This is a genomic window from Undibacterium sp. Ji83W (assembly GCF_049340385.1).
GTDB lineage: Bacteria > Pseudomonadota > Gammaproteobacteria > Burkholderiales > Burkholderiaceae_D > Undibacterium.
The window spans coordinates 1-25,846 of sequence record NZ_JBMPOZ010000019.1; the positions used below are offsets into that span (position 1 = coordinate 1).

Genomic DNA, 25,846 nt, shown 5'->3' on the forward strand with positions numbered 1-25,846 from the left:
TGGCCTTGCGCGCTAATCCGGATACCAGTGCATATACCACCAGTACGTGAAATGCGATAACCAGCCCTAAGCCTATAAACTTCTTCCCCGGCTCTTGCTGGCGATTTGAAAAATCCATTACTGCTCCCTTTTATTATAGTGAAGGTATTTTCGTCATCCGGTTTTTACACATTGAAATCCGCAGTCGCACTCAGCAAAAACAGATAAATCAATCGGCCATATAATTTTGTCCCTGCCCGAAAATACGTAAATACCACTCAAGTACATCTTGCTCTACCAGCTCGTACTGCGCTGCGGGAGAAACCATCTGTCTTTGAATTCGGCTCACTTTAGTGTCCTCATAACTGGTTGTCAAGAGGTATCTATGTGGAATTAACATTACCACGATAGCCATCGAATATTAACTGCAAATCAGCAGGCTTTATAGCCTCGATGCAGCAAACCATTTATACCAAATGACCGTCATATTTTTACAACTGGTCTTAGTCCTCAAAAATATAAACATGCCGAATTACTGCAATTTAAAGCGCACTGAAACTTTATTCCCCTGTGGCGACTGGGAAATTTAAGCAGTGTTTTGCGTGAACCTGATTTGCACATCCAGATCGCATTTCAGGCATATATAAATTAATTTAGAAAATTTAGTTCAAAGCCACTTCAAATCCACTTTTTTGACTAAAAAATGAACAATTGAAGACCACATGTGGGAATAAAACATCAGTCCACTTCTACTCTTCTCAATTTGAAAAGAATAATTTATCCAATAAAAACAAATAGATAGATCACATATAGATATTACAATAATAACTAATTAAACATCGCATAGATACCACTTAGATACCGATTGACAACCTGTTTAGTCACCACTAAAGTGCTTCACATCCGGTGTTGTTGTTTCGAGTGGTAGCTAACTTTGAATAACTTTTTACTGCAGCGGGTTGTACCGAAAATACTCACTGTCAAAACATCAAGTGTGTAAGGTATGGGGGAGGAAGCAATTTTTTGTCACGGATCTAAAGCTTTTCACAGGTCTTAACCGAAGGAGAAATAAATGCAAAATAAAATGAGTCCAATGAGGAACAATTTAACGCCCGTGGCGTCCGCTGTTGCGGTATTGATCATGAGCGTTGCCATGCAGGCGCAAGCACAAGAAGCGGCAAAGCCAGCAGCGCCTCAGGAAGTGGTCGTAACTGGTATTCGCGCATCCCTGCAACAGTCTTTGAATCAAAAACGTAATTCCGACAATTTCGTTGAAGTGATCACTGCTGAAGACATCGGCAAGATGCCTGATAAAAACGTTGCGGACTCTTTGCAACGCGTACCTGGCGTCAGCGTTGCTGCAGCCGGTGGCGGCGAAGGCAGCTTTGGTGAAAACGACCGTGTCGCTTTGCGCGGCACACCATTTGGCCTGACACTGACAACCCTCAATGGTCACTCAGTATCAAGCGGCGACTGGTTTGCTGACAATATCGTCGGCGGCGGCCGCAGCGTCAGCTTCTCTTTGTTCCCATCTGAATTGATAGGTCGCGTGACAGTGCACAAAGGCTCTCAAGCCAACCTGCTTGAAGGCGGTGCTGAAGGTGTCGTGGATATCGAAACACGCAAGCCGCTGGATTTCAAAAAGCAGTTCAATGCACAAGCAAGTATTGGTCTGGTGAATTCTGCCAACTCCGGCAAATCCGATCCGCAACTGAGTGGCCTGATTGCCTGGAAAAATGATGCGTCAACTATGGGTATCCTGGTTCAGGCTTTCCATCAAAAACGTACTCTGAGCCGCGCTGGTCAAGAAAATCAAATCTGGTGGGACAAGGTTGATGTTGGTAGCCCTATCGATAGTGCCATCAAAGGTGCTGGCACAGCAAATACAGCAACATCGCCAGCTTCTGGCGCAGTCACCAACTATCTGGGTGGTACTGCCTGGTTTGAACAACAACGTACCCGTGACGGTGGTTTGATTGACTTCCAATTCAAGCCATCCAAAGATGTGAACATTGACATCACTGCATTCCAGTCGCATCTGGATGCACCTAACGTCAATCACAACTTCATGCAATCCCTGGGCCGTTTCGTCGGACCATCATGGGCAACCACTGGCTATCCAACAAGTGCAGTGACTGGTACCTTGAACCAGGGTGTTATCAACCAGTTGTCGGTGACTAATCCTGCCGGCTGCGTACCTTGCAGTGGCATGTCCAGCGCTGTTCAGGAAATCTTCTCCCGTCCTGTTGCAGAAAGCCAGTCTCAGTTCTTTAACATCGATGGCTCTTTCCGCGTCAATGACCAACTGACACTTGCCGGTAAAGTCGGTACGACCAAAGGTCTGGGCAACACAGTCAGTGGTGCTATGGGTATCTGGATGCCATGGACAGGCGGCAGCTACACTGTACAGGGTTCTGACAAGCCAGTGATTTATGTTACACCTGGTGCTGACAAGTTTTCTATCGGCGGCTTTAACAATGGCGCACCTGGTACACCTGGCGCACCATACACTTACGGCTCACATGTCACTGCCAACGATAAAGAAAATTACGCACAGATCGATGGTACGTTTAAAACTGATCTTGCCAGTATCCCTACTTTGCGCTTCGGTTTCCGTGCTGCCGAACACAAGCGTGACCTGACTTCTATCGGTAACAATGCCTTGCCAGGTTTGAGCAATGCAGCAAATCTGCCTATGTCTGGTTTGACAGCTTTCCCAAATATCTTTAATGATCTGGGTGCAAATGGTGCGGGTTACTGGACATTCTCTCAAGCTTCTGTGAATGCATGGTTGGCGCAGTACACCAACTATACTGGCCACTTGCTGCAAAATGAATTCTCCATTAAAGAACCAACGCAATCTGCGTATGTAATGGCTGATTTTGCAGGTGAAGGCATCAGTGGTAATTTCGGTTTGCGTGTTGCCCGTACTAACGAGCAAGTCACACGTAATGAGATCGGTGCTTCTGGTAATTTTGAACCACGGACCTATAACAACAATTATGTCGACTTCCTGCCAAGTGCAAACTTCCGCATGGATTTGAACAAAGACATGGTTGCCCGTTTTAGCGTTTCCCGCACGATGGCCCGTCCTGAACTGGGTCAAATGGCTGGTCTGGATCTGCGTGATGTACAAGGTACAGGTAACGGTGGTAACCCTAACCTGAAACCTATCCGTGCAAACACAGTAGATCTGGGCGTGGAATGGTATTTCGCTCCAAAATCCCTGGTTTCTGCAGACATTTTCTACTCCGCTCTGGATGGCTACGTGACTTATGGCGCAAGCACAGGTACGTTCTACAACCAGATCCAGAAGAAAAACACCGTGTATGCAATGAGTACGCCTATCAATACCCAGGCTGAAGTTAAAGGTCTGGAACTGGCTTACATCCAGGCATTGCCAGCAGGTTTTGGTATCAACGCTAACTACACTTACACACTGGGTAAAGAAACAGGTGCAGCTCCTGGTTCCAAGTGCGGTGATTTGCTGGCTCCTGACTGTACTCTGATCGGTACTTCCAAGAATGCATACAACATCGGTGCATTCTATGAAGATGGCAAGTTCAGCGCACGTCTGACATACAGCTATCGTTCCGGTTTCTTGAATGGTACCAGCCGTAACAGCGCTGCTTACCAGAACGATATCGGTACTTTGTCTGCAACACTGGCTTATCAGATCACTGACAGCTTCTCCATCTCTCTGGATGGCAAAGATCTCAATAATCCATTGGTCAGCTCTGTATGGAAAACCCCAGGTGCAGCAGATTTGCCAGCATCCCTGTATAAAAATGGCCGTCAAATCTTCCTGACTTTGCACGCCAAAATGTAATTACTACGCTTGCGGGAGGGTTTATCTGTAATACCAAGATACGCCTTCCTGTTCTTGAAAGTGATGAGGCTGCCTGGTCTCATCACTTTTTTTTGTTTTAGCTTAGCAAATTTTGTTAATGTAGATGTGTCGTCCTTGAAGACGATATGCAATTCAATTTATTCCTGACACTGGCCCCTGACTATGACTACGCAAAAACCTATCAAGAAAATCATGATCGTTGGCGGTGGTTCCGCAGGCTGGATGGCAGCCCTGATCATCGCCCATTCAGTAAAAGCAAAAAATATAGAAGTCACCGTCATAGAATCGCCGACAGTCGGCGTAATTGGCGTTGGCGAAGGTTCTACACCGGTCTTGAAAAAGTTTTTTGATAACCTGGGCATACAAGAATCCGAATGGATGCCAGAGTGCAATGCCACCTATAAATCGGGTATCAGCTTCGATGGCTGGTCCACCAAACCTGGCCATGAGAGCTATTTTCATCCCTTTGTGACGATGATAGATAACCTGACTTTGCCAGTATTTATCAATAATGTAAAAGCGCGCCTGAATGGCGAAGATGTATGCGCATTACCGGATAAGTTTTTCCTCTCATCCAAATTGGCAGAGAGCCATCTGGCACCTATTGCATCCCATAATTTTCCGTTTTTTACAACGTATGGCTATCATTTTGATGCCATGTTACTGGGAAAATTCCTGCATAAGAAAGCACTGGAAATGGGTATTCGCCATATCAGTGCCCACATTACCGATACCAGGCTGGATGCCGCAGGTAATATAGCCTCAGTCCTGATCGAGGGTGGTGATCCATTAGAAGCCGATTTCTTTGTTGACTGCTCAGGTTTTGCTGCCCTCCTGATAGGTAAGGCATTGAAGACACCGTTTGTCAGTTATGCCGATCATCTCTTGAATGACTCTGCCATTGCCATGCCGACGGATATCGGCGCTGCCATACCTACGCAAACTATTTCTACAGCGATGAAATACGGTTGGTCATGGAAAATACCGCTGCAAAATCGCTATGGCAATGGCTATGTGTATAGCTCAGCCTTTACCACGGCAGACCAGGCGGAAAAAGAATTACGCGAAAAACTGGGTTTGCTGGAATCGGATACCCAGGCCCGTCATTTGAAAATGAAACTGGGACGTGTAGAAAAACACTGGAACAAAAATTGTCTGGCCGTTGGTTTGTCGCAAGGTTTTTTAGAGCCGCTGGAAGCAACTGCACTCTACCTGACACAGATGACTGCCGCTATTTTTTGCCTGTTCCTGGAAAAAGGCGACATGAGCGAACAAGCGCAAAATGTCTATAACCAGCAAATCAATGATTACTTTGATGGCCACCGCAACTACATCATCGCCCATTACAAAACCAATTCGCGTACTGACACTGAATATTGGAAAGCCAATGCAGCCAACCTGCATACCATCCCTGATTCACTGAAACAAGTATTTGCCACCTGGCTGGAAGGTCGCGATCTGGGGGATGAAATTCGCCGCCAGAAAATCGACACCTATTATCCTGTAGCATCATGGTATTCACTGCTGGCTGGCATGGGCGTATTTCCACAAGCGGATAAAGCAGTTGCCGATGCGGTGCAAAACCGGAGCGAACCTTTGGGTGACTTTATCCAGCGCTGCGCCCTGAATTTCCAGGATCACCGCAGCTTTTTATCCACTCACAGGCCCGCCATGTAAGGCACTCCTCATTGAAGGGCAGGAGCAAGAATGAGATAAAACAACATGCACTGCGATAGTAAATGCAGGCAGGCGTGCTTTTCTGTCAGTTTTTCGGCTAAACTCAAGTCAGACTGGCAAAAAATATACCTTTTCGTGCATGCCCCTCAATTATCTCGCCAACCTGACTTCACCCAAGCGTACTCCCCGGTCTAATCTGCATCTGGGAGTAAGCTTGGCATGTGTGGCCGGAGCCTTGAATGCTGGCGGTTTTTTGGCCGTCGGGCAATACACTTCCCATATGACCGGCATGCTTTCATCCGCCGCTGACGACCTGGTGCTGGGCAAATTACTACCCGCCTTTGCCGCATTATTCATGCTGATCGCTTTTGCCTGGGGTGCGGCCTGCACAGCCCTCATCGTGAACTATGCCAAGCGTAACCAGTTTCGCTACATCTATACACCCGTCTTGCTGCTGGAAGCGTTGCTGCTGCTGGTATTTGGCCTGGTCGGCACTGAATTGCAGGAGCATGCAGTGATCACCGTCTCTTTCACGACGGTCCTGCTCTGCTACGTCATGGGTCTGCAAAATGCCCTGATCACAAAAATTTCCCACGCTGAGATACGCACTACCCATGTCACTGGCCTGGTCACTGACATAGGGATAGAACTGGGCAAAATGATTTACTGGAACAAAAATAAAGACGAGATCCATCACGAAAATGAAGTGTCTGCCAATTTGCAAAAACTGCGTTTGCATGGCTTGCTGGTATTCTCTTTTTTTTCTGGCGCTTTAACCGGCGCTTATGGTTTCAAACATTTTGGTTTCATTTCAACACTACCAATCGCAACTGCGCTGGTAGTCTTGTCGCTGGCACCAAGATTCAGGAAAACCTGATTATTTGATTTCAACAATCAGCACATCCCCATTACTATTCTTTTGGCTATTTAATAATTAAACCAGTATGTCCATATCTGATCCAGCCAATTTATTTCAACGTGTGCCAGAGTTGCGCGCCTTCAGCGATGATCCAAAAATCAGCCGGGCCATAGAATCTGGCGACCCATTCAAGGTCTACCGCTCACTGGTTCTGGCGCGCCTGTTCCGCCGCCTGCCACAACACAAGGATGTACTTAAAGAGCTGACCAGTGAACGCCGCCTGTTTGCCAAGCCATTAAAAGGCACACCATCACTGGGGACGATCAACTCAGTAGGATTCAGCTTTGTCGGTGAATCAGAACGAGATACTGATGGCAGCCATATCGCCTTGCATGCTTTTGTCATCTTGTTTGCCCTGCCACTCGTCCCCATGGGTTCTTATGTGGTGCGCAGCACGGGTGACAGACAGTGGCAAATTTATGCGCGTGCGCCTTTGGGCATCATGGGCTGGCTGTATACACGCGGCCTGGCACTGGCTTTGGTGATCATGGTGTTGACAGGTGCTGCGGCGAGCTATCACGAAGCAAGTAACCAGGACCTGATCATACTGAATGGCTTTGAAATACCGGTCAATGTGAAAATCGGTGAGCAGACGCGGATGATACCAGCACTGGGACGTGCCACACTGACTTTGCCAGTAGGTCATTTACGGGGTGAAGCCAGCGCGGACAAAACCGGCATCATCGATACTTATGACCAGACTTTGGAAAGCAGCGACCGCTACAGCATCTGGAATATCGCCGGTGCAGCACCATTGGTAGAAAATACCATTATCTACAGCAAGGTAAAACCATCTGATCCTGGGCAGGCCGGGAGCCAGATTGTGTATTGTGGCAAGCGTCTGATGGAATTTGCCAACATCAAATACCTGTTCAGCGAACCACCACAATCCATGAGCATGAGCAAGCACGAAAGCTCAGTCAGCGTGAAGCAATTGACCATCATCAACCAGGCAGGCACGCCAGGTGTCATGTCCTGCCTCAATTATGCATTCGAACATGGTCAGGAAAAAGACATGCTGGGTGCACTGGAAGCCTATGCCGCCATCAAGGACTGGGAAACCCGCGCAACTGAAATTGCCCTTTATATTGCCCGTAGTGCATCCAATGCAGAAGCGCTGCGGATTAGCCGTAAAGTCTTGAAGATACATCCAGATGACGTCATGCTTGAGCGTAGTGTTCAGGATTTACGTGATGATATCGGTGAGCATGAACTCATGCTCAAGGAATATGCCCAGCGCGCCAGTCAACATGCAGATTCTTCATCTGAACAATATCTGTATGCGTCATTGCTGAGCGGTAGTGAAGGCTTGCAGACAATGAAAACACTGAGGCAAAAATTCCCGCAAGATGCAAATATCTTGCGCAGCCTGACCTGGCGTAAATTTGTACATGGCGATAGCAAAGGAGCAGCCCAGGATTTGCAGCAACTGTCTACACTCTCGCCAGAAAATGCCAGCTATTTATTTGATACACAAATCAAGCTGCTGCTGACGCAGCAACGTGCTGCTGATGCATTGAAGATACTGGATGCAGCAATGAACAACAGCAAGGGTCTGGAAAGAGCCGTGCATGCGCTTGAATTCAGCGAAATTGCGAGACAAGTGAATAATGGCGATCCTGAAAAATATTTACGCAACATGCCTGAGGATGAAGACGGTAAATTGCTGGACATTTATCGCGCCAAAGCTGGCCTGCCGGCAACTAATGCGGCAAATCGTGATCTGCCTATCGTCAAGCTGTCACAAAGTTTGCGTAGTTCGCCAGAACAGACGCTGGATTTGATGAAACAGATCAACGCAATACAGGTACGCAAATATCTGGGGGCAGATCAACTGGCCTTGCTTTATGGTGAAGCCAGCCGCATCAACAACAAAGCAGCGAAAGATAAACTGCAACAGTTGATGCATATGCGCAAAGCTGACCTCCTTGTTTTTGAGCAGTTTGTGCGGGGAGACAAAGTCAGTCTGGATGAGGTGGACTTTGAAACCGATGTGCTGGCTGCGGCCTATTTTATCCGTTCACGCAATCCACAATTACCATCGCAGGAACGACAGAATCTAAGGCAATTGGCGGCAAAAACAGATGTGCTGCAAGGCGTAGTCAGCACTGCAATCAAGCAATGGCAAAGCTGAGTCAATTATGAAAACTGATCATCAACGCAAACCGCAAAAAACTAATCTGACCCGTCGCGCTGGCCTGGTCGTTGCCCTGTGGTTGGGCTTCTGGATACTCGCTCTTGGGCTTGTGGTCATACTGGCCTGGGTGCCGATTACCCAAATGAATCACCGTTCTTCTTTGCAATTTTCTGGTGTGATTGCAGGTATCGCCGCATTGACGCTGGCGTATTCGCTGCGTCCACGCAGCAAAGAGAAAAAGAGTGGAGATACCGTCAAGCCTTTATCACGCGAAACCGCCGCCCCCTTGTATGCCATGGTTGAACGCATCGCCAAAGAACTCAAGGTGGATGCACCGGTCAATATCCATTTAATCGGTGCTGCATCTGCCTTTATCAGTGGTAAAAAGAACTGGCGCGGCAAGGTGAAAGAGCTTGAAGTTGGTCTCGGCCTGCCTTTGCTGGGCACTTTGTCAGAAGCTGAACTGGGCTCGGTCATCGCCCATGAATTCGGCCACTTTGTAGCCGGTGATCTGGCACTGGGGCCATGGGTATACCGTACCCGCACTTCCATCGCGTATACCGTCACCGACCTTGATGATTCCATGTTTTTCCTGGATGTCTTGTTCCGCTATTACGGCAAATGGTTCTTGAAATTATCTGCGGCTGTGTCGCGTGAACAGGAATTTGCTGCCGATGCTTTGGCTGCAAAGCAATTTGGCCCGGTAGCCACCCGTAGCGCATTGGAAAAAGTCCATTTGATTTCACCCATGTGGTCCAGCTATCTTGACTATGAACTTGGCCCTGCATTAAATCGTGGTGCCCGCATGCCCATATTTGAAGGCTTCCGGCGGTTTTGCAAACCTGGCGTAAAGCGGGCGGATATTCAAGCCGCGATTACCTATGCCGAATCGCATACCACCTCAGAATTTGATACTCATCCAAGTATGGAAGAACGCGTGGCAGCAGTTGTCCCTGGAGCAAAGCCCGGTTTCCCTCCCTTGTCTCAATGCCTGCATTTACTGGGCGGGGAAGAAGAAACAGAGAACGCGTGGTACGCCCTGTTTGAAAAAGAAAAATTGCAAAATTGCGACTGGGACCGCTATGCCACTGAAGTTTTGCAAGAGCAAAACAAGCAAAGATTTGCTGGTAGCTGGATGGATCCGCAAGCCCTGCCGCTGGATGAGTTGGTAAAAATGGCGACGGACCCGAATGGCTTATGGGGCAGGCTCAGGCCGGAAGGCGTGAGCTTTTTGTCGCCCATGGGCAAGCGTTTTTATGTGCTCGAAATCATGGAATCCTGGATCACTGCCTGCCTGACCCATTATGGCTATACAGCCAGCCTGGTGCCCGGACAGGCCTTGACCATGACACGTGCAGATGTCAGGGTCATGCCTTCCGAATTATTACAGGCTGCCTTGCAATCCAAGCTGACTGCAAGCTATCTGAATGGATTGCAGGCAGAGAGCGCAACGTCCGCTTAGCTGGTCAAAAAATCAAACTTGATGGGCCTTTTGCAATCGTTTCTCCAAACGCCTTTGCACGACTTCAAAACACAGACTGAGTGCCCAATAGACGCAGGCGGCAGCAATATACAGGGGTAAGGGACGAAAGCTGGTGGCGATCACTTCCTTGGTCGCCAGCATCAGCTCTGTCACCGTGATGACGGATACCAGAGAGGTATCCTTGATCAGGCTGATCAGGGTATTACTCATTGATGGTACGGCCACACGCATGGCTTGCGGCACGACGATGTAGCGCAGCGTCTGCCCATAATTCAAGCCCAGGCTGGAACTGGCAGACCACTGACCACGGCTGACGCCCACTATCGCGCCGCGTATACTTTCAGACAGATAGGCACCGGCATTCAGGCTCAGTGCCAGTATGCCTGCCGATGTCGCCGAGAATTCTATGCCTATGCTGGGCAGGCCATAGTAAATGACGAATATCTGTACCAGCAAGGGTGTGCCACGTATCAGGCTGACATACACGGCAGCCGGGGTGCTGATCAATTTGCTTGGCAATATCCGTGCAACCGCCAGCAAGAATCCCAGGATCAAGCCACCTATCATGGCACCAATGGCAAACAACAAGGTATAGGCAACCCCCTTCAGCATGACCGGGGCTGCCATTTGCAGCAATTCGAAAATTTCCATGGCGACTTTAAAAAGAAATATCCCCGTGATGACGGGGATAGTAGTGATAGCAAGTGGAATATATCCACTTAATCATACAGCTTAAGCGGCTGACATTGCTCTTTTTAGAGTATTGTCAGCCGGACTGCCTGGCTTATTGCGCGGAAGGCGCCTTGCTCACATCCTTGCCAAACCATTTATTGGATACTTTGGCAAAGCTGCCGTCCTTGATGATATCGGCCAGGGCCACATTCAAAGCTGCAGCAAATTTAGGATTACCCTTTTGGAAGGGAATACCATTTTTTGCAATTTCACCGATGGGAGCGCCAGCCTTGACTGGCAGATTGCTGCTCTTCAACAAATAGGCGACCATCAGGCTGTCATTCAATGCAGCATCAACCCGGCCTGCTGCCAGGTCTTGCAGGTATTCCGGTGCGCCAGGATAGCTCTTGACTTCGATACCTGCCACGGCCTTGGCGCGCTCTTCATAATTGCTGCCCTGCCCTACGCCCAGTTTTTTGCCTTTCAAATCTTCCAGACTTTTGAACTCGCGCTTGTCATCTTTCTTGACGATGAGCTGGGCACTCGACACTGTGTAGGGATCAGAGAAATCAAATGTTTCCTGGCGCTTGGCTGTGACACCGACCTGATTGACGATGACATCAAACTTGCCAGCCGATAAGCCCGCGAGTATGCCACTCCATTCAGATGTCACAAATTCTGGTTTGACACCAAGTTTGGCTGCCAGCAATTTGGCGACATCAACGTCAAAACCGGCCAGTTCATTGGTTTTGGTATCTTTGAAATTGAAGGGAGGATAAGTACCTTCCAGTGCAATTTTCAAAGTGCCGCGTGACTTGACCGTATCCAGCAAATCAGCTGCCGTAGCAGTCAGGGATGCGCCAGCTAAAACTATGCCGGCCAATAAAGTGGAGATTGTTTTTTTTGTAGAAATTTTCATCATATTCCCTGGAAGTTTTCTTTCCTTCATCACACATGAATGAAGGCATATGCATTGAAATATGCCGGGTGGAAAGATTATCCGGCGACCTGTGTATGATATGGAGTCAGGCTGGTGAAGGACAACGAAGTATTTCTTATTTGCATATACCAATGCTGGCTATATGCGCAAAACGAGGAAGCAATAAAGCAAGGAGACCAGGGTAAAACAGAAACGCCACCGCATGGCGATGGCGCAAAGAAAGGTTCAAAAAGAAGGCAGGTCACTCAAGCTATGGCCGGGAACATCATTGCTGGCTGTGCTCAGGCCATGCACACCATCGTCATATTGAATGCCTACAACTTTTGGCCCTAGTATGATGCCGTTTTCACTCTGGAATTTTGGCAAGACTTCGTCGCCATTGGCAATGGTATCCAATACTGCCTGCACATCCGCTTCCTGCGGATCATCCACCATGGCAGGTGGCATGACTTGCCCGCCCTTGCTCTTGCCCCAGCGTACTTTGGCGATACGCTGTCCACTATCATCAAAACGGACGGCTTCAATAAAAAATAATGCCATGATCACGCTCCTCATCAAAGTTGCAAAGAAAATCGGGAAGGAAATTGAATAGCCTATACAAACGGCAAACGCTAATTTCTGGGTGACGAATATTCCGTGTACTTGCTAGTTAGCTTATCTTGCGCCTTCAGTATGACAGCTATATGTCATGATGTCGTGCAAAAAAAGCACCTTAAATCAACATGTTAGCAAATTAAAATTCGCATTCAAGTGAAATTTATCAGCCCCAATGACAAAGCGGCTGACAGAAGCTTTTCGCTCTGTCAGCCGCTTGCTTGCTCGGTTTGACTTATTTAGCTAACTTATTTAGCCAAGTTTCGCCGCATGTTCCCGCGTGGCATGGAAAGTTACACCAGGCCAACGTTCTTGCGTCAACTTCAGGTTCACCCCTGATGTCGCCAGGTAAGCCATATTGCCTGCAGCATCGTAGGCAATATTGCCACCGGCGCTGGAGCGTTCAAAGTCGGCCAGGATTTTCTTGTCTTCACAACTGATCCAGCGTGCGCTACTGATGCTGGTGCCTTCAAATACGGCGTCAACGCCATATTCATTTTTAAGACGGCTGGCCACCACCTCAAACTGCAAGACACCAACCGCACCCAGTACCAGGTCACTGCTGACGACAGGCTTGAATACCTGTACCGCGCCCTCTTCGCCCAATTGCTGCAAGCCTTTTTGCAATTGCTTGATCTTCAGCGGGTTCAGGATACGTGCTGTACGGAAAAAGTCAGGCGCAAAATAAGGGATGCCAGTAAATTGCAGCAATTCGCCCTCTGAGAAGCTGTCACCTATCTGCATATTGCCATGGTTGGGCAGGCCGATGATGTCGCCAGCGTAAGCCTCTTCCACCTGTTCACGTGAAGATGCCATGAAGGTCACGACAGAAGATACCTTGATCTCGCGATTCAGACGCAAATGCTTGAGCTTCATGCCGCGTTCAAAACGACCGGAACACACGCGCAGGAAGGCAATACGGTCACGGTGGGCCGGATCCATATTTGCCTGGATTTTGAAAATAAAGCCAGAGAACGGCACTTCCTTTGGCTCGACTGAACGGATAGTCGCATCACGTTCACGCGGTGCCGGTGCCCAGTCCAGCAAGGCATTCAAAATTTCACGCACGCCGAAGTTATTGATGGCAGAGCCAAAGAATACCGGCGTCTGCACACCAGCCAAAAAGTCTTCCAGACTAAATGGGTGGGATGCGCCATGCACCAGTTCAACTTCCATCTTCAGTTGTTCGATTTCCAGCGGGAACATTTCTACCAGACGCGGATTATCGATGCCCTTGATGACTTCAAATTCCTGGTCTGCACGTTCGCTACCTGGCGTGAACAGCAAAATCTCGTCTTTCAGGATGTGGTACACACCACGGAAAGTCTTGCCCATGCCAATAGGCCAGGTTACTGGTGCGCACTGTATCTTCAGTACCGATTCCAGTTCATCCAGCAATTCCAGCGGGTCGCGGGTTTCGCGGTCCATCTTGTTGACGAAGGTGATGATGGGCGTATTGCGCATGCGGCAAACGTTGAGCAGCTTGATAGTCTGCTCTTCCACACCTTTGGCCGCATCGATCACCATCAGGGCAGAATCCACAGCTGTCAACACGCGGTAGGTATCTTCAGAAAAGTCCTGGTGACCAGGAGTATCAAGCAGGTTGACTACGTGGTCGAGATATTCAAACTGCATGACAGAGGACGCCACCGAGATGCCGCGCTGCTTTTCTATCTCCATCCAGTCGGAAGTAGCATGGCGGCCACTCTTGCGCGCCTTGACTGTACCAGCCAGTTGAATTGCGCCCGAGAACATCAGCAGCTTTTCTGTCAGCGTGGTTTTACCCGCATCCGGATGGGAAATAATGCCAAAGGTACGGCGACGCGCCACTTCGCGGCTGATCAGATCTTTCGATGGCGTGCTGACCGTAGTCGATTCTGTGGCTAGCTCGTGATCGGATTCTGGGCTATCGTCTGGGGATGTGTTCATGGTGTTCATTACTGATGCCGCAAAAATGGAAGGAAAACACGCAAGTTTAGCTGGTATTGGGGTTGAAGTCGAATGCAAGCACCGTCAAGACAATGGCAAATTGCGGCTCACCTCACGGAAAATGAAGGAAATAACAATTCCTCAGAGATTTTCTTGCACTTTCCCATGGCAATGCCATGATATGGAAATGCCGATATCTACAATAGCTTAGCTCCCCATGAAGAAATTTGCTCTTACAGCAACATTTTCTCTTTGCGTATTCGTGACCATGCCTGTACAGGCAGGTTCTGGCTATTATCTGGTCAGTATCTATGAAAATGAGGGTGAAAAGACCATAGATTTTAAATCATGGTCTTCTTTTCCTGAAGGCCGGGCAACTTCAACCGTGCCAGAACTGGGTATCAGCTATATGCCCAACAAGACCTGGTACACTGAAATCTATGCCAGTTGGGCAAGACGTGGTGCAAGTTCGCTGTCAAATAACGCCTGGACCTGGCAAAACGATTTCTTGCTTACCCATGGGCAATACCCAGTTGATCTGGCTCTGCATACCAGTTTAAACAAAGATACCGACAGCAGCCGGGGGGTAGATTTTGAATTTGGCCCGGCCATGCAGACTGAGTTTGGCCGGGTACAGGCGAATGCCAATGTGTTTCTGGAAAGGACTTACCGCGTCACGCCAGCAAGCCGCATGCAAATGAAATACCAGTGGCAAGGCAAGTACCGTCTGCGGCCAGAGCTGGAATTTGGCCTGCAGGGCTTTGGTGAGCTGGGTGACTGGGATAACTGGTCAGCAAGAGGCAGGCAATCTCACCGTGCTGGCCCGATGATTTCTGGCAGCTTCAGACTGGGCAATGCCTCAGATAGCAAACAAGCCATCAAGTATGAAGCTTCCTATGTCATGGGCAAGCTCAATACCCGCCATGCGAGCGTGTTCAGCATGCGCCTGCAATATGCATTCTGATCTGCACAATCTCTGATCTGCACACAATTTAGCTGGTTTGCTATATCCTCGTCATCTTTGCGGCTTACCATCTTAACTACCATCTTAATTACCATATCGACCACTAGCTTTGGTATTGATTACTCCTTATTGATTATTTCTTTCTGACATTCCTATGAAAAAGTTACTGATATCCGCTTTCATGCTGGCACTGGCCAGCTTGCCACAACTGAGTTTTGCCTGGGGGGCCGATGGTCACCAGACGGTAGGTGCGATTGCCGAGAACCTGCTGGCTGGCAGCAAAGCGGGTGCCCAGGTCAAAGCCCTGCTGGGTGACAATACCCTGGAAAAAATCGCTGTATGGGGCGATTGCGTCAAAGGTATCGCACCGGACAAGGATTTTTCCTATACCTCCACTGGCCGCTACCCTGAATGTGCGTCTTTCGAGACGGCAGCAGGCATTGCCGCCATGGCCGACTATGTAAAACGCAACAACACCAATTGCAACCCGGCCGCTGATGAAGAGAACTGCCACAAGCAATATCACTATGCAGACGTGGCCTTGCAACATGATCAATACAAACTGGGCTATGTAGGCACCAGCGACCATGATGTCGTGTATGCCATCCGTGCTGCTGTCATGGTCTTACAGGGCAAGCCTCAACCAGCCCCCTTCAACTTCAAAGACAAGCAGGAAGCCTTGATGTTACTGACCCATTATGTCGGCGACTTGCATCAACCCCTGCATGTAGGCTCCATCTTCCTGAACGCTGATGGCCAGATCATCAATCCTGATGAAGGTCAATATGACCGGGGCAGCAATACAGTAGGCGGCAATGCACTGCAATGCCCATGTGGCAATCTGCATTCCATGTGGGATGACCTGCCGCAGCAATTCAAACGTGGCCGCATGAATGATGCGCTGACCAAAAAGGCAAAAGCTGTATCACCGAGCAGTGGCGCGATTGATGAATTGCCAGTCTTGTGGGCCAATGATGCCATCCGTGATGCTAAAGTTTTGTTTGCCGGTACACAATTCAGTAAAAGTACACCGAACCAAAAGGGTAATAGCTGGTCTATCGCTTTACCACTCGAATATGAAAAAACCATGCTGAACATGAAAGAAGACGCGCTGGCACGTGCTGGTGCTCATCTGGCCCAGTTGTTAAAAACCATCTGGCCTGAATAATTCAGTTCTATTGTCACATTAGGAAAATTTGCTATGGCTTTTACCCCACTACGCTGGATAGGAACAGGTTTCAAATACCTCTGGAATGCGCTGGACTTCAGCCGCCGGGTATTTTTCAACTTGCTGATCCTGGCTATCCTGATCATTATCATCGTTAATATTTTCAGTAGCGGGGTAAAAAAGATAGAAAACAAAACTGCCCTGATACTGAACCTGAAAGGCACGCTGGTCGAGCAACATGACAGCAGCCCGCGCGAAGCCTTGCTGGCAGAGGCAAGGGGCGACACAAAGCGAACCACGCAATTACGTGACGTTTTGGCAGTACTGGATCAGGCTGCCAAAGACCCACAGATCAGCAGTGCAGTCTTGCTGCTGGATGAGATGGGTGGAGCCGGCCTGGCTAGCCTGCGTGAAGTTGCAACAGCAATCGACCGCTTCAAAGCCCGCGGCAAAACCGTGGTGGCCTGGGGTTCCAGCTTTGACCAGCGTCAATACTATCTGGCGTCACATGCGAATGAAGTCTACCTGCACCCTATGGGCACTGTAATGATCACCGGCTTTGGCAAATATCGTAATTATTATCGCGATGCCCTGGACAAAGTTGGCGTCACCGTGAATGTACTCAAGGCTGGTAACTTCAAAAGCTTTGGCGAACCCTATGTTGCCAATGGTCCCTCAAAAGAAGCCGCCGAAGCAGAAAGCTTTTTATACAGTGGCTTGTGGAAAACCTATACTACCGACGTAGAAAAAGCCCGCAAGCTGCCTGAAGGCGACATCATGCGTGGCATCAATGACCTGAGTAAACTGCTGGTTGCTGCAGGTGGGGACATCGCCAAACTGGCTCTCAATACCAAGCTGGTTGATGGGCTGAAAACCCGTGATGAACTGCGTGAAATCATGCTCAAGCGCGGCATCAAAGATGAGCAGATCAAAACCTTCCGTCAGATTTCTTTTGATGACTACCTGGCCAGAGTAAAAACCAAGGCCTTTGGTGATGCGGTCGGCGTTATTGTGGCAGCAGGTGAAATCAGCGAAGGCGTTGCACCTCCGGGCTCTATCGGTGGTTTGTCAACATCGCAAATGATACGCAAAGCCAGGGAAGATGACAGCATCAAAGCCCTCGTCCTGCGCGTTGATTCGCCAGGCGGCAGTGCTTTTGGTTCTGAACTGATACGCAGGGAACTGGAACTGACGCGCAAGGCCGGCAAACCCGTTGTGGTCTCGATGGGTGACGTCGCTGCATCAGGTGGTTACTGGATATCCATGGCTGCCGATGAAGTGATTGCAGATGAAGCCACGATTACCGGCTCCATCGGTGTCATCGCCATTTTGCCATCCGCCGACAAGGCTGCCGACAAACTGGGTGTACATACAGCAGGCTCACCAACCACATGGCTGGCCGATCCTTTCAATCCCTTACGTCCATTCAATGCACGTTTTGCCCAGGTCTTGCAAAGCAGCATAGACCATACCTATGCAGACTTCACTTCCAAGGCCGCGGCAGCACGTAAAACCACACCTGAGAAAATCAATGAAGTTGCCCAGGGTCGTGTCTGGACTGGCATACAAGCGAAGGAAAGAGGTCTGGTTGATACCATAGGCAATTTTGGTGATGCACTTAAATCAGCATCTACCCGCGCCAAGCTGGGTGCTGATTACCGCATCAGCTATATCGAACGTGAACCATCGAAGATAGACCGCCTCCTGAGTATCTTTGATGCCACTGCCGCCAGGGTATTGCATGACAATTTCAAACTCGCAGTCGTACCAACGGGCTTGCCACCCGCTGCTGCAAGCCAGGTCCTGAAAGACCTGAGCTGGCTGGCAGAAGTCAATAAAGAAGGTAAAGGCTTTACGGCATTGACGCATTGTCTGTGTACTGCGCCCTAGACTGATTGCATTCACCTTATAAATCCCGCACAAATCCCGCACACGTTGCGGGATTTTTTTTATTGGCGCAGCAAGTAAATTGGACAAACACCTATATGACAAATGTCACATCAAACTGATGGCATTTGCTTCTGTGCTAACAATGCAAGACAGGGCAAGATGGCGACATACATCAACAAGGAGTTATTCATGTACAAAACCACTCTCGCTATCGCACTGGCTGTTTGCACTGGCAGCATCCACTCCCCGGCAACGGCGGCAAGTTTTCTGATCGAACATGTACGGGTATTTGATGGCCAAAAAATCCTGGCAGATAAAAATGTCCTCATCGTCGATGGCAAAATCCAGGATAGTAATTTCTCCGGCAAGCCTGCCGCCGACATTACCATCATCAATGGCAAAGGCCGTACACTGTTGCCTGGCCTGATCGACGCGCATGTACATGCTTACCAGGACCAGGAACTACCACTGCTATACGGTGTGACTACGCAAATCGATATGTTCAGCAATGTCGCATTGCTACAGGCAATCAATGAAAAGATGCGCAAAGGCGACAACCGTGACCGTGCCGACATCATTTCTGCTGGCATACTGGCAACCGCTCCCGGTGGTCATGGCACCGAGTATGGCATGCCCATACCAACGCTGACAAAACCAGAAGAGGCTCAAGCCTGGGTGGATGCCCGCATTGCCGAAGGTTCACACTTCATCAAGATTGTCATTGAACATGGCAATGACAAGCGTCCCTTCAACAGTCTGGACACAGCCACAGTCAAAGCGCTGGTCAAGGCGGCACACGTGCGCAACAAACTGGCTGTTGCCCATATAGGCACGTTGAAAGAAGCGCGGGATGCGCTGGCAGCAGGTGTAGATGGCCTGGTCCATTTATTTAACGACAAACAAATCAGTGACAAGGATTTACGCGATCTCGTCAACAGTGCGAAAAGCAAACATGCTTTCATCATCCCCACTTTTGCGGTACTGGAAAGCATGGCCGGGGTGAAAGAACAGGATGTATTGAACGACAAGCGCATGACCAGCGTGCTCAGCAAATCGCAAATGCAGCCGCTGAATACGCCTTATGGTTCCAAGCAAGACCCTGATTTTCTGAAAGTACCAAAGATGATGACGGCCGCCATGCATGCGGCTGGCGTCCCCATCCTGGCGGGTACGGATGCAGGCAATTCTGGCACCCAGTATGGCATCAGCCTGCATCATGAACTTGCTGCTCTGGTTGAGGCTGGTTTAAGCCCTGCCGCAGCATTGGCCGCCGCCACATCAGTACCTGCCTCGGCATTCAGGCTCAAGGACAGAGGCCGCATCACCAATGGTTACAAAGCCGACCTCCTGCTGGTCGAAGGTGAGCCCGACAAAGATATTACCAACACCCGCAATATCGTTGAAGTGTGGAAGGACGGTGAGCGCGTGACTGCACAGCGCGAACAAAAACAACAAGAAGTCGCGAAACAAAAAACACAAAAGAATTTGCTGGTAGACATCCCTGCGGATGGGCGCATAGGCCTGTTCAGCAAAGACAAACTCGCCAGCCCTTTTGGTGCAGGCTGGTATCCATCCAACGATGCTCCCATGGGTGGAAAATCCACTGTTACACTGCAACTCCTTGAGCCTGGCAAGGACGCAGATGCACCTGCGAATGCGCTTTCGATAGCAGGCAGTATCAATCCCGGCTTTGCTTATCCATGGGCAGGCGTGGCTTTCTTTCCCGGCAATACCCCTATGGAAGCGGTCAATCTGAGTAATGCCAACACACTGAAATTCCGCGTCAAAGGTGATGGAAAAGACTATAGCGTGGGGATCAGTGTGCAAGGCAGCTTTATCCCTGTGTCAGTCAAGTTCAAAACCAGCACAGAATGGCAGGAAGTTTCTATCCCTTTCACTAAATTCAAGGGTATGGACCCTAGCATTATTACCATCCTCGCCTTCAATGCCGGGCCACAAACGGGAGAATTTCATTTTGAAATTGCCGACATCCGCCTTTTAAAGGAATAATGCTGCATTTATCTAGAACTCATTTCACAAATAGGGGTGAGTGCGAACAAGACGATTTGGGATGCAGTGCAAGGCGTGACGCGAAGCTAAGGCGTCTGCCTTAGCAAGCGGCACAACGCTGCAATGCGCCCAAATCGTCAGTTCCCGGAGGGTTTGTCTCATAACGCGCGCTGGACTGCGTTGGACTCGTTATCAATAGCACCGCTATTGACTGCCTCGTCCTCCTTGCCAGCCCACGTTATGAGACAAACGCATCTCATCCGTATTTATGAAATGAGTTCTAAGTACACTCAGGGCAAAGCCGTGACTACATCATTACTATCAAGACTATCTTTCCCCTGGGTGCCTGCTCGTTATGGCAAAGCACCTTATTTCTGGCTACTCTCTTTTGCTATTTTTGGCTGGAAGTATTTGTACGTAGCACCCACCAGCAAGGAACTGATGTATCTGGCATTAAGCTTCCTGATGTTCCTGCCTTTTTACTTTTATAGCTTCTGGTATTCCGACTGGCGTATTTATATCTGCATAGTGTTGATTTGCGGCTTTGGCATTATCTGGGCACCTTACAATTATGGTGGTTCCACCTTTTGCATATTTGCCGCCACCATGTGTTCGCGCTTGCCTGATACACGCAGGGCCTATGTGAGCTTAAGTGCTATCGGCATCGTGATCGTCATCGCCAGTGTGCTGATGAGGCTGGAATCTTATTTCTGGATACCGGCACTTATCTTCAGCATACCCAGCGGCGTTGGTGCCATTATCGGTGAGCGGCTGGCACGCAGTAATGAAAACCTGCTCAAGAAACAGGAAGAAGTTGAATATCTGGCTGCCCTGGCTGAACGCGAGCGCATCGCCAGAGATTTGCATGACTTGCTGGGCCATACCCTCTCAGTGATTACCCTGAAAGCCGAATTGGCAGGCAAACTGCTGGATAGAAATCCAGAGGCCTGCAAAAAAGAAATCAATGATATAGAACACACGGCAAGGCAAGCGCTGGCAGAAGTACGCGCTGCCGTGATTGGTTATCGTGCCACAGGCTTGGGTCATGAATTGCAATCAGCAAAAAATACCCTGGATGCTGCTCAAGTCACTTTGATCAGCGATATTGGACAATTTACCATACCTTCTGCACAGGAAAATGTCCTCGCGCTGGCAGTGAGGGAAGCTATCACGAATATCATACGGCACGCCCAGGCCAGCCAATGCCATATCAGGCTTTATCGGCTAGATACGCATGTCGTACTAAAAATCAGCGACAATGGCGTCGCCGGAAAATCGGGTGCTGTGCGCAAAGGCAGCGGTTTGAATGGCATGAGCGAGCGTGTACAAACGCTGGGTGGCAGCTTGCAGGTAAGCACATCAACTGGCACGACAGGATTACATTTGGAATTATGTTTGCCCATGAAAGAAGAAGCATGATACGCATCATCATCGCCGAAGATCAGGCCCTGGTATCGGGTGCGCTGGCCGCCCTGCTGGGCCTGGAAGACGACTTGCAAGTCATCGCCCTGGCAAAAAATGGCCAGGAAGCATTGGCAATGTGTGAGGAAAAACTGCCAGACATACTCGTCACCGATATAGAAATGCCCATCATGTCAGGGCTGGAACTGGCGGCAGCCATTGCAGAAAAAAAACTGACCAGCAAAGTCATCGTCCTGACCACCTTTGCCCGCAGTGGTTATCTGCGCCGTGCCATGGCCAGCGGCGTGCGCGGCTATATGCTCAAGGACGCACCAGCCGACACGCTGGCGGCAGCCATACGCACAGTCCATGGTGGTGGCCGCGCCATTGCGCCAGAGTTGGCAATGGAAAGCTGGGGCGGCGAACAAGATCCCTTGAGTGAACGCGAGCGTCAAGTCCTGCGCCTTGCAGGCACAGGGTCCAGCAGTGCAGAAATTGCCAAGCTCATGCATCTGTCCGAAGGTACCGTGCGCAATTATCTGTCAGAAGCGATCAGCAAACTGCAAGCAAAAAATCGCGTAGACGCATACCGTCTGGCGCGCGATCAGGGTTGGCTGTAAAACGAAGAGTATAAGCAAGGAGAATACCGTTCTCGTGCCTGCCATTGTCAATTACGTAGCAATATGAAAATAGCATGCCGCATACATTTTGATGCCGCGGCATTTGTCAGGAATGCCCGCTGAGCACCACCACCCGCCTTATCCATATGATAATCAGGTTAACAAAAATCCTGGTTAAAAGAACATGTACGCATGTTTTCCATGCCCCTCACCGTCTCTATTCGCCCACATGGACATAAGCATTAAGATCGCGCTGTTTTAACCATTGTGAACTTTGCTAGTTTAGGCAAAAAATGGGCTAGTATGAATTAAAAGCAGATACGCAAAAATACGCTTTTAATGTAAGAACAGCAAAAACCAAGTGAATAAAATTACACAAAAATCACGAGGCGATACTTTTAAGGCATTTCCTCCAATATTATCCCTGTCGACGTTTCTCGGACTCGCGCTGCTGGCACTTGGACTGATCGTCATGGGTGGCTGGTTGTTGCAAGTCCGGTCCATGGTAGAAATACGTGTCGGTTTTGTGGCAATGGTATTCAATACGGCGCTCTGTTTTGCGCTCGCTGGTCTGGCTTTAGCGCTCCCTGGATTATTACAAAAACAGCTCAAGCTCATACAGTCCAGTGTCGGTATCCTGCTTTTTAGTTTGTGTGGCCTGGTTTTAATCGAGCATCTTTTCGATATTAATCTGCACATAGACTGGGGATTTTTGCACGCCTGGCTACATGATGGAAATATTCGCCCCGGACGACTGGCACCAAATACAGCACTTGGCTTCATGTGCACAGGTGTCGGTTTATTTTTATTGAACCGTATTGATAACCGGGCAAAAGAACTCTGCTTTCAAATCCTGATTTTTTTCATCCTGGGAATCGGCCTGACAGGATTAATTGGTTACCTGCTATCCCCTGATCAATTATTTGGCTGGGCACGTTCTGCCCGCATGGCAATCCATACTGCAATAGGCATGATTGCCATAGGCGTCGCATTATGGACCAACTGGCATCACGCCAACAGCCGTCATATGCAACGATTTTTTCAGCTCGATGAAAAAATCAGTTTTATGAGCACGGCAATTTTATGCATTGCGACCCTGACTGCAGGTCTGACTGGCTTCGTGTTTCAACAAGCAATACTGGAAGATTCTTTGCGCGAAAAACTCCAGTTCAAACTGGATAATCAGCGCAATTTAATCCATACGGAGTTGACACAGGCACTGAACAGCAATGAACGCATAGTCAACAATACGCATTTGCTGGCCCCGGCGTATAAGCTGGCTCTTGAACCGCAAAATAAAGCTGCCCTGGCAGAAATCCAGTCAGAATTGCTCAGCATGAGAACCCTTGCTGTGCGCAGTGCAGGCATCGTCACTCTTGACGGCAAAGTACTCTTGCATGTGGGCGAAAAAAATGTCCCTACCAGCACCATGCTGCTCATGGCGAATACTGATGATCTCATTTCTGAACTGGAATGGGATACCGAACTCACGCTGCATACAAACACAGCTTTAAGGAAAGATAATATCGCCTTCGCACGCCTGCACCTCAATCAGCGCTTGCCACTCATACAAGCGCAGCTATTTGACTTGAAAGGTCTTGGCGACACTGGTGAAATAGCATTTTGCGCAGACACTGGCAACACCCTTACCTGTCTGCCATCAGCACGGCAAAGCAAGAGCTATACGATCAGCAAAATCAATATTGCCGGCCAGCCCCTGCCCATGAGTTTTGCCATTGATGGCAAGACCGGCCTGATTGCTACCCTGGACTATAAAGGCCATAACGTCATGGCGGCCTTCACCCCTCTTCACAAAAACCTGGGGCTGGTGGTCAAGCAAGACACTACCGAGTTATATGCCGCCATACGTGCACAATTAAAATCCGTAGTGCCAGCATTGCTGTTCATACTGGCTATGGGCGTGATACTGATGCGCTCCCAGATCAAGCCATTGACCAAACGCCTGACAGATTCCGAGAATCATGCAAAAGAGCAGCAATTGGAAATGAGCACGGTTTTCAGCAGTGTGGGCGAAGGCATCATGACGATCAATGACAAAGGCAATATAGAGTCATTCAACAACGCCGCCGCCATGATTTTCGGTTACCAGCCAGATGAAGTGATAGGACAAAGCCTGCAGATCCTGATGCCAGTCGACATGCGGCAAGCCCATCAACAAGGCATGCAACATTATCTGCAAACCGGAGAAAGCAAGATCATAGGTCGCCCCAAAATTGAATTACCCGGGCTGCGCAAGGATGGAACACAATTCACGCTGGAATTGACGGTCAGTGAAATCCGGTTCGATACGCGCAGGATTTTTGCAGGGGTAGTCAGGGACATTACCGAACGCAAGCAATTCGAAGAAAAATTGATCTTCCTGGCACAGTATGACGTGCTGACCGGCCTGCCCAATCGCGCCCTGTTCATGGACAGGCTATCAAGTGCAATGCTGCGTGCCAGCCGCACTCGCAGTGCACTGGCAGTGATGTTTCTTGATCTGGATGGTTTCAAGAGCGTCAACGACACGATGGGCCATCATACGGGCGATGAATTGCTCAAGGAGTTTGGCAATCGTCTATGCCTGGCCGTACGCAAAACCGATTCCGTCGCTCGTCTTGCCGGTGATGAATTCACCATCATTCTGGAAGGCTTGAACAATCCTGAACGCGATACGCGCGAAGTAGCAGAAAAAATCATCAAATCCATGCAAGACCGTTTTTCACTGGGCGAGCATCAGATCAGTATTACCACCAGCATAGGTCTGGCTATCCATGAAAATGGGAATGAAGAATCAGATCTGGACGACTTGCTGCGCCGTGCTGACAATGCCATGTACAGAGCCAAACATAGCGGTAAAAATCGCTGGAGCATCTAAGGCTCGGCTGACGACCATTCGCTATAGCTGCTGCTCTTACCGCCCGCCCCAACAATGGCTTGCGCCCTATCTGCAAGTCGTATAATACTGAAATACCCATCTTGAAAAGAAATTCACCATGAGAAAAGCCTTACTTTTCCTTGTACTTGGTCTCCCCTTGCTTTGCCATGCAGCAACGACACAACTGGAAATTAAAGCTGACAAGCTGCGCAATGCCGCCATGAGTGCATTTGAAAAAGACCATAATCAAAAAAAGGCTTTGCAGCTCAATGCAGCCGCACTCAGACTGACCCATCATTTGCCAGAAACCAGCTGGCGCACCATAGAAAATTATGATGATGCCGGTTTGTATTATTACGAGAGCAGCAAATGGAAGGCATCTGCCCGGCACCAGGCCATTGCTGTATTACTGGCTTGCGGCATGGAAGAAAGCAAAGCCATGTTTCCGCTCTATGTAAAACGCTTGGGTTTTGCTTTTTCCAAGTATCGCCCTGGCGAGGACTTTGCACCCATTGTTGCCAATCCGCTGCTACTCCTGAAAGATATCCCACTGAATCTGCGTGCCAATGCCGACTTGAGAAGACGTTATTTCAAGACTATAAGATCAAAGCCAGGCACCCAGGCTTCGGCAGCAACTTATCTTTACAAAATAAAGCCCAGTGCACTACCAGCTACATGTTATATCCAGCCAGACCAGGCCGAGGAGCAAGCAGTCAAGAGTGAATAAGGCCCCGC

General features: G+C 49.2%; 17 protein-coding genes. 13 read left to right on the forward strand and 4 right to left on the reverse strand.

What is annotated here, in order from left to right; all coding sequences use genetic code 11:
• Positions 1-1,072: 1,072 nt before the first annotated feature.
• From ACO0LD_RS24050 to ACO0LD_RS24070, 5 genes are all read left to right on the forward strand, one after another.
• Positions 1,073-3,808 carry a TonB-dependent receptor gene (locus tag ACO0LD_RS24050; protein WP_423010714.1) on the forward strand — a complete coding sequence of 912 codons (2,736 nt, stop codon included), beginning with the start codon at positions 1,073-1,075 and terminating at the stop codon, positions 3,806-3,808.
• A 183-nt stretch (positions 3,809-3,991) separates the two neighbouring features.
• Positions 3,992-5,506 (forward strand): tryptophan halogenase family protein, encoded by a 1,515-nt coding sequence (locus ACO0LD_RS24055; RefSeq protein WP_423010715.1) that lies wholly within the window; start codon positions 3,992-3,994, stop codon positions 5,504-5,506.
• Positions 5,507-5,645: 139 nt separating this feature from the next.
• Positions 5,646-6,383 (forward strand): YoaK family protein, encoded by a 738-nt coding sequence (locus tag ACO0LD_RS24060; RefSeq protein WP_423010716.1) that lies wholly within the window; start codon positions 5,646-5,648, stop codon positions 6,381-6,383.
• A 67-nt stretch (positions 6,384-6,450) separates the two neighbouring features.
• The gene (locus tag ACO0LD_RS24065) at positions 6,451-8,559 is read left to right on the forward strand and encodes a hypothetical protein (protein WP_423010717.1); all 2,109 of its coding nucleotides are present in this window, start codon (positions 6,451-6,453) and stop codon (positions 8,557-8,559) included.
• A 7-nt stretch (positions 8,560-8,566) separates the two neighbouring features.
• Complete coding sequence (locus tag ACO0LD_RS24070; protein WP_423010718.1) at positions 8,567-10,024, forward strand: M48 family metallopeptidase; 1,458 nt, start codon at positions 8,567-8,569, stop codon at positions 10,022-10,024.
• A 12-nt stretch (positions 10,025-10,036) separates the two neighbouring features.
• On the opposite strand, the gene ACO0LD_RS24075 is transcribed toward ACO0LD_RS24070, so the two are convergent.
• From ACO0LD_RS24075 to ACO0LD_RS24090, 4 genes are all read right to left on the reverse strand, one after another.
• The gene (locus ACO0LD_RS24075; protein WP_423010719.1) at positions 10,037-10,696 is read right to left on the reverse strand and encodes an amino acid ABC transporter permease; all 660 of its coding nucleotides are present in this window, start codon (positions 10,694-10,696) and stop codon (positions 10,037-10,039) included.
• Positions 10,697-10,829: 133 nt separating this feature from the next.
• Positions 10,830-11,636: a cystine ABC transporter substrate-binding protein gene (locus ACO0LD_RS24080; protein WP_423010868.1), complete on the reverse strand. Its 807-nt coding sequence runs from the start codon at positions 11,634-11,636 to the stop codon at positions 10,830-10,832.
• Between the two features lie 246 nt (positions 11,637-11,882).
• Positions 11,883-12,197, reverse strand: coding sequence for a hypothetical protein (locus ACO0LD_RS24085; protein ID WP_423010720.1), 315 nt, complete (start codon positions 12,195-12,197; stop codon positions 11,883-11,885).
• Positions 12,198-12,503: 306 nt separating this feature from the next.
• Positions 12,504-14,180 (reverse strand): peptide chain release factor 3, encoded by a 1,677-nt coding sequence (locus tag ACO0LD_RS24090; RefSeq protein WP_423010721.1) that lies wholly within the window; start codon positions 14,178-14,180, stop codon positions 12,504-12,506.
• A gap of 217 nt (positions 14,181-14,397) precedes the next feature.
• On the opposite strand from ACO0LD_RS24090, the gene ACO0LD_RS24095 reads away from it, so the two are divergent.
• The 8 genes from ACO0LD_RS24095 (at position 14,398) to ACO0LD_RS24130 (ending at position 25,838) form a co-directional block, all read left to right on the forward strand.
• Positions 14,398-15,144: a hypothetical protein gene (locus tag ACO0LD_RS24095; protein ID WP_423010722.1), complete on the forward strand. Its 747-nt coding sequence runs from the start codon at positions 14,398-14,400 to the stop codon at positions 15,142-15,144.
• 154 nt (positions 15,145-15,298) lie between these two features.
• Positions 15,299-16,312: a S1/P1 nuclease gene (locus tag ACO0LD_RS24100; RefSeq protein WP_423010723.1), complete on the forward strand. Its 1,014-nt coding sequence runs from the start codon at positions 15,299-15,301 to the stop codon at positions 16,310-16,312.
• A 33-nt stretch (positions 16,313-16,345) separates the two neighbouring features.
• Positions 16,346-18,202, forward strand: coding sequence for a signal peptide peptidase SppA (gene sppA / locus ACO0LD_RS24105; protein ID WP_423010724.1), 1,857 nt, complete (start codon positions 16,346-16,348; stop codon positions 18,200-18,202).
• Positions 18,203-18,391: 189 nt separating this feature from the next.
• Positions 18,392-20,212, forward strand: a complete 1,821-nt coding sequence (locus tag ACO0LD_RS24110; protein WP_423010725.1) for a CIA30 family protein — start codon at positions 18,392-18,394, stop codon at positions 20,210-20,212.
• Positions 20,213-20,515: 303 nt separating this feature from the next.
• Positions 20,516-21,631 (forward strand): sensor histidine kinase, encoded by a 1,116-nt coding sequence (locus ACO0LD_RS24115; RefSeq protein ID WP_423010726.1) that lies wholly within the window; start codon positions 20,516-20,518, stop codon positions 21,629-21,631.
• Complete coding sequence (locus tag ACO0LD_RS24120; RefSeq protein ID WP_423010727.1) at positions 21,628-22,233, forward strand: response regulator transcription factor; 606 nt, start codon at positions 21,628-21,630, stop codon at positions 22,231-22,233. The genes ACO0LD_RS24115 and ACO0LD_RS24120 overlap by 4 nt, the downstream gene beginning before the upstream one ends.
• A gap of 361 nt (positions 22,234-22,594) precedes the next feature.
• Positions 22,595-25,111 (forward strand): diguanylate cyclase domain-containing protein, encoded by a 2,517-nt coding sequence (locus tag ACO0LD_RS24125; RefSeq protein WP_423010728.1) that lies wholly within the window; start codon positions 22,595-22,597, stop codon positions 25,109-25,111.
• A gap of 118 nt (positions 25,112-25,229) precedes the next feature.
• On the forward strand, positions 25,230-25,838 hold the full coding sequence (locus ACO0LD_RS24130) for a hypothetical protein (protein ID WP_423010729.1): 609 nt from the start codon (positions 25,230-25,232) through the stop codon (positions 25,836-25,838).
• Positions 25,839-25,846 lie beyond the last annotated feature (8 nt).